Below are 16595 nucleotides of genomic sequence, written 5' to 3'. Positions count from 1 at the left end.
CTGGCGTCAGGCACGCCACTTGCATGCCTTGTCATTGCCACGAGCAGAAATCCATGACCCAGCTGCCCATTCCCGTCACCAGCCCGTTGCTGCCTCCGCTGGAGGAGTTCATCCCGTACCTGCAGCGGATCTGGGACAGCCGCATCCTGACCAACGGCGGCAGCATGCACCAGGCGCTGGAGAAGGCGCTGTGCGACTACCTGGGCGTGGAGCACATCGCCCTGTTCGCCAACGGCACGCTGGCGCTGGTGACCTCGCTGCAGGCGCTGCGCGTCACCGGCGAGGTCATCACCACGCCGTATTCGTTCGTGGCCACCGCGCATTCGCTGCTGTGGAACGGGATCAAGCCGGTGTTCGTCGACATCGACCCGGTCACCCTCAACCTGGACCCGGCCCGGATCGAGGCGGCGATCACCCCCAAGACCACCGCGATCATGCCGGTGCACTGCTACGGCACCCCGTGCGACGTGGCCGAGATCCAGCGCATCGCCGACACCTACAACCTGCGGGTGATCTACGACGCGGCGCACGCGTTCTCGGTGCGCGACGCCGGCGGCAGTGTGCTGCGCCACGGCGACCTGTCGGTGCTCAGCTTCCACGCCACCAAGGTCTTCAACACCTTCGAAGGCGGCGCGATCATCTGTCCGGACGCGCGGACCCGCCAGCGCATCAACCACCTGAAGAACTTCGGCTTCGTCGACGAGGTCACCGTGGTCGCCCCCGGCATCAACGGCAAGATGAACGAAGTCTGCGCCGCGTTCGGCCTGCTCCAGCTCCAGCACATCGACCAGGCGCTGGCGCGCCGCGCGCAGATCGACGCGCTGTACCGGCAGCGGCTGGCGGGCGTGCCGGGGCTGCACTGCCTGCGCGCCAGCGACCACGTCAGTCCGAACAACGCTTACTTCCCGATCATGGTCCAGGACGAGTACCCGCTGTCGCGCGACGAGCTGTTCCAGCGCATGCGCGACCACGACATTCTGGTGCGGCGCTACTTCTTCCCGCTGATCAGCGAGTTTCCGATGTACCGTGGGCTGTCGTCGGCGCTGCCGTCCAATCTGCCGGTCGCGCATGCCGCCGCGCGCCGGGTGCTGTGCCTGCCGATCTACCCGGACCTGAGCGAAAGCGACGTGGAGCGGATCTGCGACTTGCTGCTGGCCCCGGTCCGGCGCCGCGCGGCGTGACCCAACGGCATCCGCTCACGACGCTGGCGGCGCAGCCCGATGTGCCATGGTGGCGGCGCGAGATCGCCAGCGCCTGGCTGGGACGCGCAGTGTTGGCACTGTGGTGGTGCTTGGACAGACTGCTGCCCAAGCGCGATGACCATTGGGCTTTCTTTACCCATCCGCTAAAGCCGATGCAGTTCGTCGAGAACGCGCGCGCCGTGTTCGAGCAGGTCGGCGCCGATCCGGGTGTCCATAAGATCGTATTCGTGCGTAGCGCCGCGCAGTTCCCCCTGGACGCGGCCTGCAACACGCGCGTGCTCGAACTGGGCAGCATCGCCGGGCTGCTTGCCCTGGCGCGCTGCGGTGTTTTGTTGCTGACCAACTCGGTGGCCTTGGACTTGTCGCTGATGTGGCGCGACGGCAGCTACGACGCGCCACGCGCGAGCCTGCGCCGCCGCGTGGTGGTCAACCTGTGGCACGGCATCCCGCTCAAGCGGCTGTTCGCGCTGGCCAACCCCGAGCAGCGCCGGCACGGCGACCGCAACGCGGCGCGGCGTCGCGAACGCCGCCACTACGCCGGGCTGGTGGCCTCGTCGGACGTGGACAGCTACGCGATGGCGGCGATCTTCCATCCGCTGCCGCCCGACCGGGTGTGGGTGACCGGCCTGCCGCGCAACGACTTCCTGCGCATGCCCGAGGACGCGCTGCCGGCGGCGCTGCGCGAGCAGACCGAGCGGCTGCGGCAGCTGCGGCGCGGGCGGCCGCTGGTGTTGTACGCGCCGACCTACCGCGACACCCGCGTGGCCGCCACGCCAGGCCATGTCTTCAGCGACGGCGAAGTGGCGCGACTGCGCGAACTGCTGCAGCGCGCCGGCGCGGTGCTCGGTGTGCGCGGGCACTATCTGCGCAATGCCGCGCCGCCGTTCGACCCGCAGCGCCATCTGGACGACGACGTGCTGCTGGACCTGGAACACGAGCGTTTCCCGGAGATCGCGCCGCTGCTGCGCGAAGCGGCGGTGGTGCTGACCGACTACTCGTCGGTATACATCGACGCGATGTACCTGGACCTGCCGGTGCTGAGCTTCGCCTGGGACCTGGAGCATTACCGCACGCGCCAGAACGGCCTGCTGTACGACATGGCGCTGGCCTTCCCCGGGCCGGTGGCGACCGATTTCGACGCGCTGCTGGAGGCGCTGGACGCGACGCTGAAGCAGCGCGGACAGGCGCCGGACGCGCGCTACCGCGCCGCGCAGCGGATGTTCTTCAACCATCGCGACGCGCACAACTCGCAGCGGCTGGTACAGCGGCTGCGCGCGGCGATCGCGCAACGAGCCCAACGATGAGCCACGCCCCCTCCTCCTCCACCGAAGCGCCGCTGGTCAGCGTGGTGATGCCGGCCTACAAGGCGCGCTTCCTGCCGCAGGCGCTGCACAGCGTGCGCGCGCAGACCCACCGCCCGCTGGAGCTGGTGGTCTGCGACGATTCGCGCGACAGCCAGATCCAGGCGATGGTCGAGGCCTTCGCCGCCGAGGTCGACTTCCCGGTGCTGTACCGGCGCAACCCGACCCGGCTGTGGGAGGTGCGCAGCACCGCCCGCGGCGTGGCGCTGGCCTCGGGCGACTACGTCAAGTTCCTGCACGACGACGACGTGCTGCATCCGGACTGCATCGCCGCGCTGCTGGCGGCGCTGCGCGCGGCGCCCAGCGCCGCGCTGGCGGCGGCACGGCGGCGCCTGGTCGATGCGGACGGCGCGCCGTTGCCGGACGAACTGAGCACCAGCTTCCCGTTCGCGCACGACGTGCTGATCGACGGCCGCGAGCTGACCGCGTTCCTCGCCGAGCACACGGTCAACTTCATCGGCGAACCCAGCGCAGTGCTGTGCCGGCGCGCGCCGCTGCTGGCGCTCGGCGACGGGCTGGCCACGCTCAACGGCGTGCGCATCACCTGGGTCGCCGACCTGGCGCTGTACGTGAAGCTGCTGCGCGACGGGCCGCTGGCGATGCTGGCGCGGCCGCTGCTGGATTTCCGCATCTCGCGCGAGCAGTTCAGCCAGCTCGGCCGCGACCGGCCCGGCATCGGCACGCCCGGGCACGAAGCGCTGCGCGGCGCGATCCGCGACCTGGGCTGGAGCCGCGACGACGGCACTGCCGGCGAGGTGGCGGTGGCGCCGCTGGACGGCAGCGCCGGCTTCGCCCGGGTCGACCTGCTGCAGGCGCTGCGCGCCGCGCTGGCGCGCGACCTGGCGCAGCGCCAGCTGCGCGACTGGCAGGCGCGGCGCACGCTGCTGCCGGCGCAGCAGGCCCTGCTCGACGCGCACCTGCGCCAGGCCGGCCCCGGCCCGCGCCTGGGCGTGCTGGTGTCGGCGCCGCGCGACGGCGACGCCGCCGCGCTGCAGCGTACGCTGGCCAGCCTGGCGCTGCCCGGCACACTGTACGCCAACCTGTCGGTCTGGCTGCTCGGCGCGGCGGTGCCGCCGGGCGCGGCGATCGGCAGCGGCGAGCTGGGCAGCGTCGCGTTCGACCCGGCCTATCCGGCCGACGCGCTGAACGCGGCGATCGGCGCGTGGGACGTGGACTGGCTGGTGCGCGTCGACGCCGGCACCGAATTCGCCGCCAGCGGCCTGCTGCGGCTGCTGCTGGAACTGCAGCAGGCGCAGCCGCCGCTGCGCGCGCTCTACGCCGACGAGTGGCAGCGCGGCGGCGACGGCGGCCTGGGCGCGGTGTTCCGCCCGGACGTCAACCTGGACCTGCTGCTGAGCAACCCGGCGGCGATGGCCCGGCACTGGGTGTTCCGCCGCGAGGCGGTGCTCGCGGCCGGCGGCTTTTCCACCGACCATCCCGGCGCGCTGGAACTGGCCCTGATCCTGCAGCTGATCCAGCACGGCGGCCTCGCTGGCCTCGGCCACCTGCCCGAGCCGCTGCTGACCTGCGATGCCACGCTGCGCGACGACCCGCAGGCGCAGATGCGCGCGATCCAGCAGCACCTGCAGCAGCGCGGCTACCACGACGCGCTGGTGGCGGCGATCCAACCCGGCCTGTACCGCATCGACTATGCGCACGGGCGGCGCCCCAGCGTGTCGATCGTGCTGGTGGTGCACGACGACCTGGCGCGGTTGCAGCGCTGCGTGGTCGGCCTGCTGGAAAAGACCGCCCACCCCCACTACGAGGTGCTGCTGGTCGACAACGCCAGCGCCGGCGCCGATACCCGGCAGTGGCTGCACGCGGTCGCCAGGCTCGCCGGCGGGCGGATCCGGGTGATCCGCGCCGAGCAGCCGCTGGGCCATGCCCAGGCCTGCAATCTCGGTGCCGCGCAGGCCGAAGGCGACTACCTGCTGTTCCTGCGCGCCGACACCGCGGTCGTGCAGGCGCAGTGGCTGGATGCGCTGCTCAACCACGGCCAGCGCCCGGAAGTGGGCGTGGTCGGCGCGCGCACCGTGTCCGGCGACGGCGCCATCACCCATGCCGGGCTGCTGCCGGGCCTGCTCGAAGGCGGCGGCCACGCGTTCGTCGGCGAGGCGATGACCGCGCCGGGCTACATGGGCCGGCTGCAGGTGGACCAGAACTACAGCGCGGTGTCCGACGCCTGCCTGTTGCTGCGCCGCGCCTTGTTCGCCGAACTGGGCGGCTTCGACGCCGAGACCTTCCCACAGCAGGGCGCGGACATCGACCTGTGCCTGCGCGCGGGCGCCCTCGGCTACCTGACCGTGTGGACCCCGCACGCGCTGCTGCTGCGCGGCGAAGCCGCCGAGCGCGCGCCCGACGCGGTGCACGAACGCCTGTTCGAGCGCTGGCTGCCGCAGCTGGCGCACGATCCGGCCTACAACCCGAACCTGCGCCTGGACCGTGCCGGCGGCTTCAGGCTGGACGAATCGGAGTTCTCGTGGCGGCCGCTGCCCGGGCGCCCGTTGCCGGTGGTGCTGGCGCATCCGGACGACGCGTTCGGCAGCGGCCACTACCGGGTGATCCAGCCGTTCCTGGCGCTGCGCGATGCCGGCCTGATCGACGGCGCGTACCACGCCAGGCTGCTGGACACGGTGGAACTGCAACGCTTCGCCCCGGACGCGGTGGTGCTGCGGCGGGTCGGCGACGACGCGCTGCGGCTGATGCAGCGCATGCACCGGCATTCGCGCGCGTTCAACGTCTTCGAACTGGATGATTTCCTGCCCAAGTTGCCGCCCAAGAGCGTGCACCGCGAACACATGCCCAAGGACATCGCGCGCTCGGTGCGCAAGGCGCTGTCGTACATGGACCGGTTCGTGGTCTCGACCGCGGCGCTGGCCGAGGCCTATGCCGGCTACCACGCCGACATCCGCGTGGTCGAGAACCGGCTCAGCCCGCAGTGGTGGGGCGCGCTGCCGCCGTCGCGGCGCAACGCCGGCGCCAAGCCGCGGGTCGGCTGGGCCGGCGGCTCCAGCCACACCGGCGATCTGGAACTGCTGGCCGACGTGGTGCGCGACCTGGCCGACGAAGTCACCTGGGTGTTCTTCGGCCTGTGCCCGGACAAGCTGCGTCCCTACGTGCACGAGGTCCATGCCGGCGTCGAGCTGGCCCGCTACCCGCGCGCGCTCGCCGCGCTGGACCTGGACCTGGCGCTGGCGCCGCTGGAGCAGAACCTGTTCAACGAGTGCAAGAGCAACCTGCGCCTGCTCGAGTACGGCGCCTGCGGCTACCCGGTGGTCGCCAGCGACTTGCGCTGCTATGCAGGCGCGCTGCCGGTGACCCGGGTCAAGAACCGCTACCGCGACTGGATCCAGGCGATCCGCATGCATTTGGCCGATGCGCCGGGCCGCGCCGCCGCCGGTGATGCGCTGCGCGAGGCGGTCCGCCGCGACTGGATGCTGCAGGGCGCACACCTGCAGGCCTGGCGCGCGGCCTGGCTGCCGGACTGAGCACAGCGGCCGTCGGGCCGGCACCGACATTGCATCCTGATCCTGGCCGGGACCCGCGCGTCGGCGCGGCGCGTCAATCGGCCGGCACCCGCCGCCCGACCGCTGCGGCCGGGCGGCGTCGGGAAGCCGACGCCGGCGCCGCCGGCCGTCGCACGGCGCGCGCTCCCTTCTCCCCCCCAGGGGAAGGTGCCCCGAAGGGGCGGATGAGGGTACGGGCGAAGCCTCGTGCCGTTCGACGCAGCGACGCATTCGCCCGTCCGTCCGGGCAGCCGATCGGCACCCGCCAGATTTCGGCACACGGCTTGCATCCATCCCGGGTAGCCGCCCTGGCATGGACATCCCCGTATGAGCGACTCCATCAGTTCCATCCTCTCGCAGATCCGCAGCTACCAGAGCCAGGTCGGCCAGGCCGCGCCCGCGCAGGTGGCCGATGCCGGGCGCAGCAATGCGATCGAGGGCCTGACCGGGACCCAGGGCACGCAGGGGCCTAGCTTCAGCGAGACCCTGCGCAGCGCGCTCAGCGGGGTCAACGAAACCCAGCAGAAGGCCGGCAATCTGGCCAAGGCTTTCGAAATGGGCGACCCCAACGCCGGCCTGGCCAAGGTGATGATGGCCGCGCAACAGTCCCAGGTGGCGTTCCGCGCCACCGTGGAAGTCCGCAACCGACTCGTCCAGGCGTACCAGGACGTGATGAACATGCCGCTGTAAGGTAGACGACGATGGCCCTTGCGCTCAGCAAAGAAACCCTCAACGGCGAAAAGGCAGGTGCCTGGTTCGATCGCCTGCAGAGCCTGCAGATCACCCGTCGCCTCGGCCTGATGGCGATGATCGCGGTGGCCGTGGCCGCCGGCCTGTTCGTGTTCTTCTGGTCGCAGAAGCCCGCCTTCACCCCGCTGTACACCGGCCTGGACGAAAAGGGCACGGCCGAGGCCACCGACCTGCTGCGCACCGCGCAGATCCCGTTCAAACTCGACCCGACCACCGGCGCGATCACCGTGCCGGAGGACAAGCTCTACGACGCGCGGTTGAAGCTGGCCGGCGCCGGCCTGACCGACACCGGCAACATGGGCTTCGAGGTGATGGAGAAGGATCCGGGCTTCGGCGTCAGCCAGTTCGTCGAGAACGCGCGCTACCAGCACGCGCTGGAGACCGAACTGGCGCGCACCATCGCCAGCCTGCGCCCGGTGCGCGAGGCGCGGGTGCACCTGGCCATTCCCAAGCCCAGCGCCTTCACCCGCCAGCGCGAAGTGGCCAGCGCCTCGGTGGTCTTGGAACTGCGCGGCGGCACCACCCTGGAGCGCAACCAGGTCGATGCGATCGTCAACATGGTCGCCTCCAGCATCCCCGACCTGACCCCGGAGCGGGTCACCGTGGTCGATCAGAGCGGGCGCATGCTGACCATCGCCGATCCGAACAGCGACGCGGCGCTGAACGCGGCCCAGTTCGAGCAGGTGCGGCGCCAGGAAGCCTCCTACAACCAGCGCATCCGCGAACTGCTGGAGCCGATGACCGGCCCCGGCCGGGTCAATCCGGAAGTCAGCGTGGACATGGATTTCTCGGTCACCGAGGAAGCGCGCGAGCTGTACAACGGCGAGCCGCCGAAACTGCGCAGCGAGCAGGTCAGCGACAGCAGCACCGCCGCGGCCGGCCCGCAGGGCGTGCCCGGCGCGACCAGCAACACCCCGCCCGGCGCCGCCGCGCCAGGACAGCCCGGCGCCGCCGGCACCCCGGGCGCGACCCCGGCCAACACCCAGCAGGCCGCCGCCGCGACCCCGACCGAAAGCTCCAAGAGCGCCACCCGCAACTACGAGCTGGACCGCACCCTGCAGCACACCCGGCAGCCGCCGGGCCGGATCAAGCGCGTGTCGGTGGCGGTGCTGGTCGACCACGTGCCGCGGCCGGGCGCCAAGGGCAAGACCGTCGAGCAGGCGCTCAGCGCCGCCGAGCTGACCCGCATCGAAGGCCTGGTCAAGCAGGCGGTCGGCTTCAGCGCCGAGCGCGGCGACACCGTGTCGGTGATGAACGCCCCGTTCGTGCGCGAAGCGCCGGAAGCGGCGGACAAGCCGGGTTGGTGGGAAGATCCGCGGGTGATGAACGGGTTGCGCCTGCTGCTCGGCGCGGCGGTGGTGCTGGCCCTGCTGTTCGGCGTGCTGCGCCCGGCGCTGCGCCAGATCGCCGGACCGGCGCCGGCCAAGAGCAAGGACAAGGCCGAACCGCACAGCGCCGACGTCTCGATGCTGGACGACGAAGACCCGCTGCTGCCGTCGCTGGCCGAGGACACCGCCCGCATCGCCGGCGGCGCGCGCCCGGCGATCGCCCTGCCCGACGCCTACGAGGAGCGTCTGCGCCTGGCGCGCGAAGCGGTCAAAGTGGATTCCAAGCGTGTCGCGCAAGTCGTGAAGGGATGGGTCGCCAATGAAGCCTGATGCAAGCGCGATGAACGGTACCCAGCGCGCCGCCGTGCTGCTGCTGTCGCTCGGCGAAGCCGACGCGGCCGAGGTGCTCAAGCACATGGACCCCAAGGAGGTGCAGAAGATCGGCATCGCCATGGCCACCATGAGCGGCATTTCGCGCGACCAGGTCGAGCAGGTCATGGACGAGTTCAATTCCGAACTCGGCAGCAAGACCTCGCTGGGCGTGGGTGCCGACGACTACATCCGCAACGTGCTGGTGCAGGCGCTGGGCGCCGACAAGGCCGGCGGGCTGATCGACCGCATCCTGCTCGGCCGCAACACCACCGGCCTGGACACGCTGAAGTGGATGGACCCGCGCGCGGTCGCCGACCTGGTGCGCAACGAGCATCCGCAGATCATCGCCATCGTCATGGCGCACCTGGACAGCGACCAGGCCGCCGAGGCGCTGAAGCTGCTGCCCGAGCGCACCCGCGCCGACGTGCTGATGCGCATCGCCACGCTCGACGGCATCCCGCCGAACGCGCTGAGCGAGCTCAACGAGATCATGGAGCGGCAGTTCTCCGGCAACCAGAACCTGAAGTCGTCCAACGTCGGCGGGGTCAAGGTCGCCGCCAACATCCTCAACTTCATGGACAGCGGCCAGGACCAGGGCGTGCTGGCGGCGATCGGCAAGATCGACGCCGAGCTCAGCACCCGCATCCAGGACCTGATGTTCGTGTTCGACAACCTGGTCGAGCTGGAAGACCGCGCGCTGCAGACCCTGCTGCGCGAAGTCAGCGGCGACCGCCTCGGCCTGGCCCTGCGCGGCGCCGACATCAAGGTGCGCGAGAAGATCACCAAGAACATGTCCCAGCGTGCGGCCGAGATCCTGCTCGAGGACATGGAAGCGCGCGGCCCGGTGCGCCTGGCCGACGTGGAAGGCGCGCAGAAGGAGATCCTGGCGATCGTGCGGCGGTTGGCCGATGAAGGCGTGATCAGCCTCGGCGGCGCCGGTGCGGAGGCGATGGTATGAGCGGCAACGTGGTGCGCTGGCTGGCGCCGGAACTCAACGTGGCGCCGCCGTCGGAGCCGCAGTTCGAGGAGCCGTCGCTGCCCGAGGAACCGGTGCTGCGCCCGCCGAGCCTGGAGGACATCCAGGCGATCGAGGCCGCCGCGCAACACGAGGGCTTCGAGCGCGGCCATGCCGAGGGCCTGGCCCAGGGCCAGGCCGAGATCCGCCGCCTGACCGCGCAGATCGAAGGCATCCTGGACAATTTCTCGCGCCCGCTGGCGCGGCTGGAGAACGAAGTGGTCGGCGCGCTCGGCGAGCTGGCCGTGCGCATCGCCGGCAGCCTGGTCGGGCGCGCCTACGAGGCCGATCCGGCGCTGCTGGCGGACCTGGTCGGCGAAGCGCTGGACGCGGTCGGCGGCGCGCGCCGCGAGGTCGAGGTGCGCCTGCACCCGGACGACATCGCCGCGCTGACCCCGCTGCTGGCGCTGATGGCCGACGGCACCCGGCTGGTGCCGGACCTGACCCTGAGCCGCGGCGACCTGCGCGTGCACGCCGAAGCGGTACGTATCGACGGCACCCTGGAAGCGCGCCTGCGCGCGGCGCTGGAAACGGTGATGCGCAAGTCCGGAGCGGGCCTGTGAGCGCGCTGTCCGGCACCCACCCGGCCGACTGGCTGGACGCGCGCAACCTGCGCCTGGCCTCGCGCCTGGGCAAGCTCGACCTCGACGCCGCCGCCGGCCGCGGCCTGATCCGCGAGGGCATCCTGCGCCGCGCGGTCGGGCTGACCCTGGAAGCGGTCGGCTGCGAGGCGCCGATGGGCGCCACCTGCAAGGTCGAGGTCGACGGCGGCTGGGTCGATGCCGAAGTGGTCGGCTTCTCCGGCGAGCGCACCTCGCTGATGCCCAGCGCCGAAACCCATGGCCTGCTGCCCAACGCGCGGGTGGTGCCGGTGCGCCGCCGCGGCGGCGTGGAAGTGGGCGAAGGCCTGCTCGGCCGGGTCATCGACTCGGACGGCGTGCCGCTGGACGGCAAGGGCCCGATCCGCGCCGAGGGCTCGGTGGGCATGGCCGGCGTGTCGATCAACCCGCTGGCGCGCGAGCCGATCACCACCCCGCTGGACGTCGGCGTGCGCGCGATCAACGCGCTGCTGCCGATCGGCCGCGGCCAGCGCGTGGGCCTGTTCGCCGGCTCCGGCGTCGGCAAATCCACCCTGCTCGGGATGATGACCCGCTACACCGCCGCCGACGTGATCGTGGTCGGGCTGATCGGCGAACGCGGCCGCGAAGTGCGCGATTTCGTCGAGACCACGCTGGGCGAGGAAGGCCTGCGCCGCGCGGTGGTCGTCGCCGCCCCGGCCGACCGCCCGCCGCTGGCGCGCCTGCATGGCGCCTACCGCGCCACCGCGATCGCCGAATGGTTCCGCGACCAGGGCCTGAACGTGCTGCTGCTGATGGACTCGCTGACCCGCTTCGCCCAGGCGCAGCGCGAGATCGGCCTGTCGGTCGGCGAACCGCCGACCACCCGCGGCTACCCGCCGTCGGTGTTCGCCAAGCTGCCGGCGCTGGTCGAGCGCGCCGGCAACGGCGCCAAGGGCCGCGGCTCGATCACTGCCTTCTACACCGTGCTGACCGAAGGCGACGATCCGCAGGATCCGATCGCCGACGCCGCGCGCGCCATCCTCGACGGCCACATCCTGCTCTCGCGCCGCGTCGCCGACAGCGGCCTGTATCCGGCCATCGACGTCGAATCCTCGGTCAGCCGCGTGGTCCAGGACATCGCCGACGAACCGTGGCGGCTGCGCATCCGCGCGCTGAAGCGGCTGGTCTCGGCGTACTCGTCCAACCGCGACCTGATCACCATCGGCGCCTACCAGCGCGGCAACGATGCGGCCGTGGACGAGGCGCTGGAGCGCTGGCCGGAGATCATGGAATTCCTCGGACAGGACGTCGCCAAGGCCGCAGATCTGCCCCACAGCCAGGCCGCGTTGAAGCGCCTGGTCGAACGTGAGAACTAAGCCATGATGCAATCACAGCGTATCGACCCCCTGCTCCGCCGCGCCCAGCAGCACGAGGACGAGGTCGCCCGCGACCTGGCCGAGCGCCAGCGCGCGCTGGAGACCCACGAATCGCGGCTGGAAGAACTGCGCCGCTACGCCGAGGAATACGCCAACAGCCAGATGGCCGCGACCAGCCTGGCGCAACTGGCCAACCGCCGCGCGTTCCTGGACCGCCTGGAGAGCGCGGTACAGCAGCAGTGCCAGACCGTGGACCGCAACCGCGAGAAGGTGGAGATGGAACGCAGCCGGCTGCTGCTGGCCAGCCGCGACAAGCAGGTGCTGGAACAGCTGGCGGCCAGCTACCGCGCCCAGGAACGCAAGGTCGACGACCGCCGCAGCCAGCGCGAGATGGACGACCTCGGCGCGCGCCGGGTGCGCCTGGCGGTGGCGGCGGCCGACAGCGACACCGAACACGGAGACAACCGATGAACAGCGCACTTTCCGCACTGGGCGGCAGCGGCCGCGCCAGCATCCCCGGCGGCGGCGCCGACGCGCAGGGTCCGGACCGCAGCGGCGGCCAGGACTTCGCCGCGCTGCTCGGCAACGACAACGCGAACGCAGCGCCGAAGCCGGCGCCGCGCCCCAGCGCCAAGTCGCAGCAGGCCTCTGCCGACAAGGACGCCGCATCCAAGCGGCCCGAGGCGGCGGACGACGCCGCCAGCGAGCCGGCGCGCAGCGCGCAGGCCGGCGCGCAGGCCGCGGGCGACAGCGAGAAGAGCAGCAGCGAGGAGACCAAGGCGCCGGCCAAGAGCGCCAAGGCCGACGCCAAGCAGGGCGAGGACAGCGAAGAAGACGCCGGCTGGCCGCCGGCCGGCCTGGCCGGCATCGGCCTGGGCCTGTTGCCCGTGCTCGGCGCGGCGCTGCCCGCAGTCAGTGCCGGCCCGCTGGGCGCGGCCGCCGGGCTGGCGATCGGCGTGGCCGGCGCTGCGGCCAAGGGCGTGGCTGCGCTGCTCGGCGGCGACGCCCTGGCCGCCGGCACCGACCCCGCAGCCGCCGCTGCGGGCGCGACGACCGCGGCCACGCCGGGCGCGACCGGGGCCAGCGCCGCGGTCGCCGCCGGCAGCTTCGGCGGCATGCTGGCGCAGGTCGCCGGTGCCGCCGCACAGGCGGCGGGCGGCGGCGATGCCGCGGCACCGGTGGCCGCGCTGGCGGCGCTGGCCAGCGCGGTCGCGGACAAGGCCACCGACAACGGCGGCGCTGCCGCCGGCCCCGGCACCGATCCGGTCAACCTCGTGGGACCGGCGGGGATCCACGCCCCGTCGCGCACCGCGGACGCGGCCGCGCCATTCACCGGCTCGCCGACCCCGACCCCGCAGCTGCACGGCGACAACTTCGACGACGCGATGGGCGCGCGCATGAGCTGGCTGGCGGACCAGAAGATCGGCCACGCCCACATCAAGCTCAGTCCTGCCGAGCTCGGCCCGGTCGAGGTGCGCCTGCACCTGAACGGCGATCAGGTCAACGCCAGCTTCAGCAGCGCCCAGGCCGATGTGCGCCAGGCGCTGGAGAACAGCCTGCCGCGGCTGCGCGAGATGCTCGGCCAGCACGGTTTCCAGCTCGGCCAGGCCGACGTCGGCCAGCAGCAACAGCACGCCGCGCAGAACGCTCCGCAGGGCACCGCGCCGGGCGGCGGCGAAGCCGGCGGCGACGAGCTGCTGGGCAGCGTCGGGATTCCGTCGGCGGTCCTGCGCCAGCGCGGCCTGCTCGACGCCTACGCGTAATCCGGCCGCGCCGCCGCGGTGGCCGCGGCGCGAACCGCTCCCTGCCCGGAGCGGCTTCGGCCGCGACGGGCATCACCGACAAAGCCCGTCGGGACTGCGGTTCCTGCTGAAAACCGGCCGCAGCAACGGGCCGTCGCAGCCCCCGTCAAATATCCGGCAAGCCACTGCTGCCGTTTCGGCACACCGATTGCATCCCTAGGGGCAGAGTCCCCCTTCAAGGAGCCAATCCGTGGCAGCTGCAGCCGACAAATCGAAGAAACCCGCCGACGCCAAGGATGCCCCCGAGGGCGGCAAGTCGAAGAAGAAGCTGCTGATCATCCTCGCCGCCGCGGTGCTGGTGCTCGGCGGCGGCGGCGCCGGCGCGTGGTTCTTCCTGAAGAAGCCCGACGACGCCCACGCCAAGGCCGCGGCCAAGACCGCCGAACTGCCCAAGCCGGCGCAGTACTTCGCGATGGACCCGGCGTTCGTGGTCAACCTCAACGGCAGCGCCGAAGACGGCCCGCACTACCTGCAGATGGAAGTGCAGCTGATGACCCGCGACCCGGAAGAACTGAAGCTGATCACCGAGAACGCCCCGGCGATCCGCGCGCACCTGCTGATGCTGTTCTCGCAGGTGCAGGCGCAGGACATCGCCGACCTCGCCGGGCGCAAGAAGCTGCAGGCCGCGGCGCTGGCCGACGCGCAGAAGCTGATGACCGCCGAGACCGGCAAGAAGTGCGTCGAAGAACTGCTGTTCACCAGCTTCGTGACCCAGTAAGGCGCCGCCGCGATGACCGACCTGCTTTCCCAAGACGAGATCGATGCGCTGCTGCATGGCGTCGATGCCGGCGCGGTGGACACCGGGCCGGCACCGCCGGCGCCGGGCGAAGCGCGCCAGTACGACTTCTCCAGCCAGGACCGGATCATCCGCGGGCGCATGCCGACCCTGGAGATGGTCAACGAGCGTTTCGCGCGGCTGTGGCGGATCGGCCTGTTCAACCTGATCCGGCGCTCGGCCGACCTGTCGGTGCGCGGCATCGACCTGATCAAGTTCAACGACTACATGCACTCGCTGTACGTGCCCAGCAACCTCAACCTGATCAAGTTCAAGCCGCTGCGCGGCACCGGCCTGATCGTGTTCGAGCCGACCCTGGTGTTCACCGTGGTCGACAACTTCTTCGGCGGCGACGGCCGCTACCCCACCCGCATCGAAGGCCGCGAATTCACCCCGACCGAGATGCGGGTGATCCAGCTGATGCTCAAGCAGACCTTCGCCGACCTGCACGAGGCCTGGGCGCCGGTGATGGAAGTGGAGTTCGAGTACCTCAATTCCGAGGTCAACCCGCACTTCGCCAACATCGTCACCCCGCGCGAGTACGTGGTGGTCAGCCGCTTCCATGTGGAACTGGAAGGCGGCGGCGGCGAGATCCACATCACCCTGCCGTATTCGATGCTCGAGCCGATCCGCGAACTGCTCGACGCCGGCATCCAGAGCGACCGCGTGGACCGCGACGAGAGCTGGAACGTGATGCTGCGCGAGCAGCTCAATACCGCCGAGGTCACCATCTCCAGCGTGCTGGCGCAAAAGCAGATGACCCTGCGCGAGCTGACCCGGCTGAAGATCGGCGACGTGCTGCCGATCGACCTGCCCAAGCAGGTGCCGTTGTGCGTGGAGAACATCCCGCTGTTCACCGGCGAATTCGGCATCTCGCGCGGCCAGAACGCCGTGAAGATCACTTCGAACCAACCCCCGGGCGCGCTGCGCCGCCGCCCCGCCTTCCAGGAAGACGCGTCATGAGCCAGAACGACATCCCCGAGCCGATCCCGACCCAGTTCGACAGCCTGCAGCCGGAGTCCCATGGCGGCATCGGCAACGACCTGAACCTTGACATGATCCTGGACGTGCCGGTGACGCTGTCGCTGGAAGTCGGCCGCAACCGCATCCCGATCCGCAACCTGCTGCAGCTCAACCAGGGCTCGGTGGTGGAACTGGAGCGCGGCGCCGGCGAACCGCTGGACGTGTACGTCAACGGCACCCTGATCGCGCATGGCGAGGTGGTGACGATCAACGACCGCTTCGGCGTGCGCCTGACCGACGTGGTCAGCCCCACCGAACGCATCCGGAGACTGCGGTGAGCCTATTGCTCGCAGCCGCCACCCAGGCGGCCAAGTCCGCCTCGGGCGTCGGCAGCGCCGCGCCGTCGCCGCCCAGCCTGTTCGGTGCGGTGCTGGCCCTGCTGCTGGTGCTCGGCCTGATCCTGGGCATGGCCTGGGTGCTCAAGCGCCTGCCCGGCAGCGGCTTCCGCCCGGCCGAAGGGCTGCGCGTGGTGGCCAGCCTGGCGGTCGGCGCCAAGGAGCGCGTGGTGGTGGTCGACGTCAACGGCGAGCAGTTGCTGCTCGGGGTGTCGGCCGGCGGGGTACGCACCTTGCATCGCTTGCCCGAGCCGCTGCCGCAGGCACCGGCGCCGTCGCTGCCGAACCTCAAGCAGCTCAAGAACCTCCCCGATTTCGCCCAGCTGCTGGCGCAGAAGCTGCGCAAGGACAAATGACCATGTTGCTTCGTTGGAACCGTTACGCGCGCGGCCTGCGCCTGCTGTTGATCCTGCTGACGCTGAGCCTGCTGCCGGCGCTGGGCTGGGCCCAGGCCGCGCCCGCCGCGGCGCCGGCCACGCCGGCACCGGCCGCGCAGAACGCCGCGCCGACCCTGCCGTCGCTGCCGCAGGTCAACGTCGGCAAGGTCGGCGCGCAACCGGTGAGCCTGCCGCTGCAGACGCTGCTGCTGATGACTGCGATCACCCTGCTGCCGTCGATGCTGCTGGTGCTGACCGCGTTCACCCGCATCACCATCGTGCTCGGCCTGCTGCGCCAGGCGATGGGCACCGGGCAGACTCCGTCCAACCAGGTGCTGATGGGCCTGGCGCTGTTCCTGACCGCGCTGGTGATGATGCCGGTGTGGGAAAAGGCCTGGGGCCAGGGCATGAGCCCCTACCTCAACGGCCAGATCGATTTCCAGACCGCATGGACCCTGACCACCCAGCCGCTGCGCGCGTTCATGCTGGCGCAGGTGCGCGAGGCCGACCTGATGACCTTCGCCGGCATGGCCGGCAACGGCACCTACAGCGGTCCCGACGCGATCCCGTTCCCGGTGCTGGTGGCCTCGTTCGTGACCTCGGAACTGAAGACCGCCTTCGAGATCGGCTTCCTGATCTTCATCCCGTTCGTGATCATCGACCTGGTGGTGGCCAGCGTGCTGATGTCGATGGGCATGATGATGATGTCGCCGATGCTGGTCTCGGCGCCGTTCAAGATCCTGCTGTTCGTGCTGGTCGACGGCTGGGTGCTGACCGTCGGCACCCTCGCCGCCAGCTTCAACGGAGTCTGAG

The 16595-nt window shown here is 71.1% G+C and carries 15 protein-coding genes; all 15 read left to right on the top strand.

Annotated elements, in window-relative coordinates; translation table 11 throughout:
- The first annotated feature begins 62 nt into the window (after positions 1-62).
- Positions 63-1181 carry a DegT/DnrJ/EryC1/StrS family aminotransferase gene (locus tag VDQ83_RS02415; protein ID WP_286038038.1) on the top strand — a complete coding sequence of 373 codons (1119 nt, stop codon included), beginning with the start codon at positions 63-65 and terminating at the stop codon, positions 1179-1181.
- A gap of 173 nt (positions 1182-1354) precedes the next feature.
- Entirely contained in the window at positions 1355-2506 is a 1152-nt protein-coding gene (locus tag VDQ83_RS02410) for a CDP-glycerol glycerophosphotransferase family protein (protein WP_455433725.1), read from the top strand.
- Complete coding sequence (locus tag VDQ83_RS02405) at positions 2503-6051, top strand: glycosyltransferase (protein WP_455433724.1); 3549 nt, start codon at positions 2503-2505, stop codon at positions 6049-6051. Before VDQ83_RS02410 ends, VDQ83_RS02405 begins: the two co-directional genes overlap by 4 nt.
- Before the next feature lie 345 nt (positions 6052-6396).
- Positions 6397-6759: a flagellar hook-basal body complex protein FliE gene (fliE, locus tag VDQ83_RS02400; protein ID WP_263398254.1), complete on the top strand. Its 363-nt coding sequence runs from the start codon at positions 6397-6399 to the stop codon at positions 6757-6759.
- A gap of 11 nt (positions 6760-6770) precedes the next feature.
- Positions 6771-8477, top strand: a complete 1707-nt coding sequence (gene fliF / locus VDQ83_RS02395) for a flagellar basal-body MS-ring/collar protein FliF (protein ID WP_263398253.1) — start codon at positions 6771-6773, stop codon at positions 8475-8477.
- A gap of 10 nt (positions 8478-8487) precedes the next feature.
- Positions 8488-9477, top strand: coding sequence for a flagellar motor switch protein FliG (gene fliG / locus VDQ83_RS02390; protein WP_263398454.1), 990 nt, complete (start codon positions 8488-8490; stop codon positions 9475-9477).
- Complete coding sequence (locus VDQ83_RS02385) at positions 9474-10097, top strand: FliH/SctL family protein (RefSeq protein ID WP_263398252.1); 624 nt, start codon at positions 9474-9476, stop codon at positions 10095-10097. The genes fliG and VDQ83_RS02385 overlap by 4 nt, the downstream gene beginning before the upstream one ends.
- The gene (locus VDQ83_RS02380; protein WP_455433723.1) at positions 10094-11470 is read left to right on the top strand and encodes a FliI/YscN family ATPase; all 1377 of its coding nucleotides are present in this window, start codon (positions 10094-10096) and stop codon (positions 11468-11470) included. The genes VDQ83_RS02385 and VDQ83_RS02380 overlap by 4 nt, the downstream gene beginning before the upstream one ends.
- 3 nt (positions 11471-11473) lie before the next feature.
- Positions 11474-11941 carry a flagellar export protein FliJ gene (gene fliJ / locus VDQ83_RS02375; RefSeq protein WP_263109388.1) on the top strand — a complete coding sequence of 156 codons (468 nt, stop codon included), beginning with the start codon at positions 11474-11476 and terminating at the stop codon, positions 11939-11941.
- A complete protein-coding gene (locus VDQ83_RS02370; protein ID WP_455433722.1) occupies positions 11938-13233 on the top strand; it encodes a flagellar hook-length control protein FliK in 1296 nt (431 codons plus the stop codon). Before fliJ ends, VDQ83_RS02370 begins: the two co-directional genes overlap by 4 nt.
- 229 nt (positions 13234-13462) lie before the next feature.
- Positions 13463-13990, top strand: a complete 528-nt coding sequence (locus tag VDQ83_RS02365; protein ID WP_263398249.1) for a flagellar basal body-associated FliL family protein — start codon at positions 13463-13465, stop codon at positions 13988-13990.
- Positions 13991-14002: 12 nt separating this feature from the next.
- A complete protein-coding gene (gene fliM / locus VDQ83_RS02360) occupies positions 14003-15010 on the top strand; it encodes a flagellar motor switch protein FliM (RefSeq protein ID WP_263398248.1) in 1008 nt (335 codons plus the stop codon).
- Positions 15007-15348: a flagellar motor switch protein FliN gene (gene fliN, locus VDQ83_RS02355; protein WP_263398247.1), complete on the top strand. Its 342-nt coding sequence runs from the start codon at positions 15007-15009 to the stop codon at positions 15346-15348. Before fliM ends, fliN begins: the two co-directional genes overlap by 4 nt.
- Positions 15345-15761 carry a flagellar biosynthetic protein FliO gene (fliO, locus tag VDQ83_RS02350; RefSeq protein ID WP_263398246.1) on the top strand — a complete coding sequence of 139 codons (417 nt, stop codon included), beginning with the start codon at positions 15345-15347 and terminating at the stop codon, positions 15759-15761. The genes fliN and fliO overlap by 4 nt, the downstream gene beginning before the upstream one ends.
- A 2-nt stretch (positions 15762-15763) precedes the next feature.
- Positions 15764-16594: a flagellar type III secretion system pore protein FliP gene (gene fliP / locus VDQ83_RS02345; RefSeq protein WP_263398245.1), complete on the top strand. Its 831-nt coding sequence runs from the start codon at positions 15764-15766 to the stop codon at positions 16592-16594.
- The last annotated feature ends 1 nt before the right edge of the window (position 16595 follow it).

This window comes from Xanthomonas sp. WHRI 7945, assembly GCF_035026585.1.
This window is presented reverse-complemented; position numbering and strand designations above follow the sequence as displayed.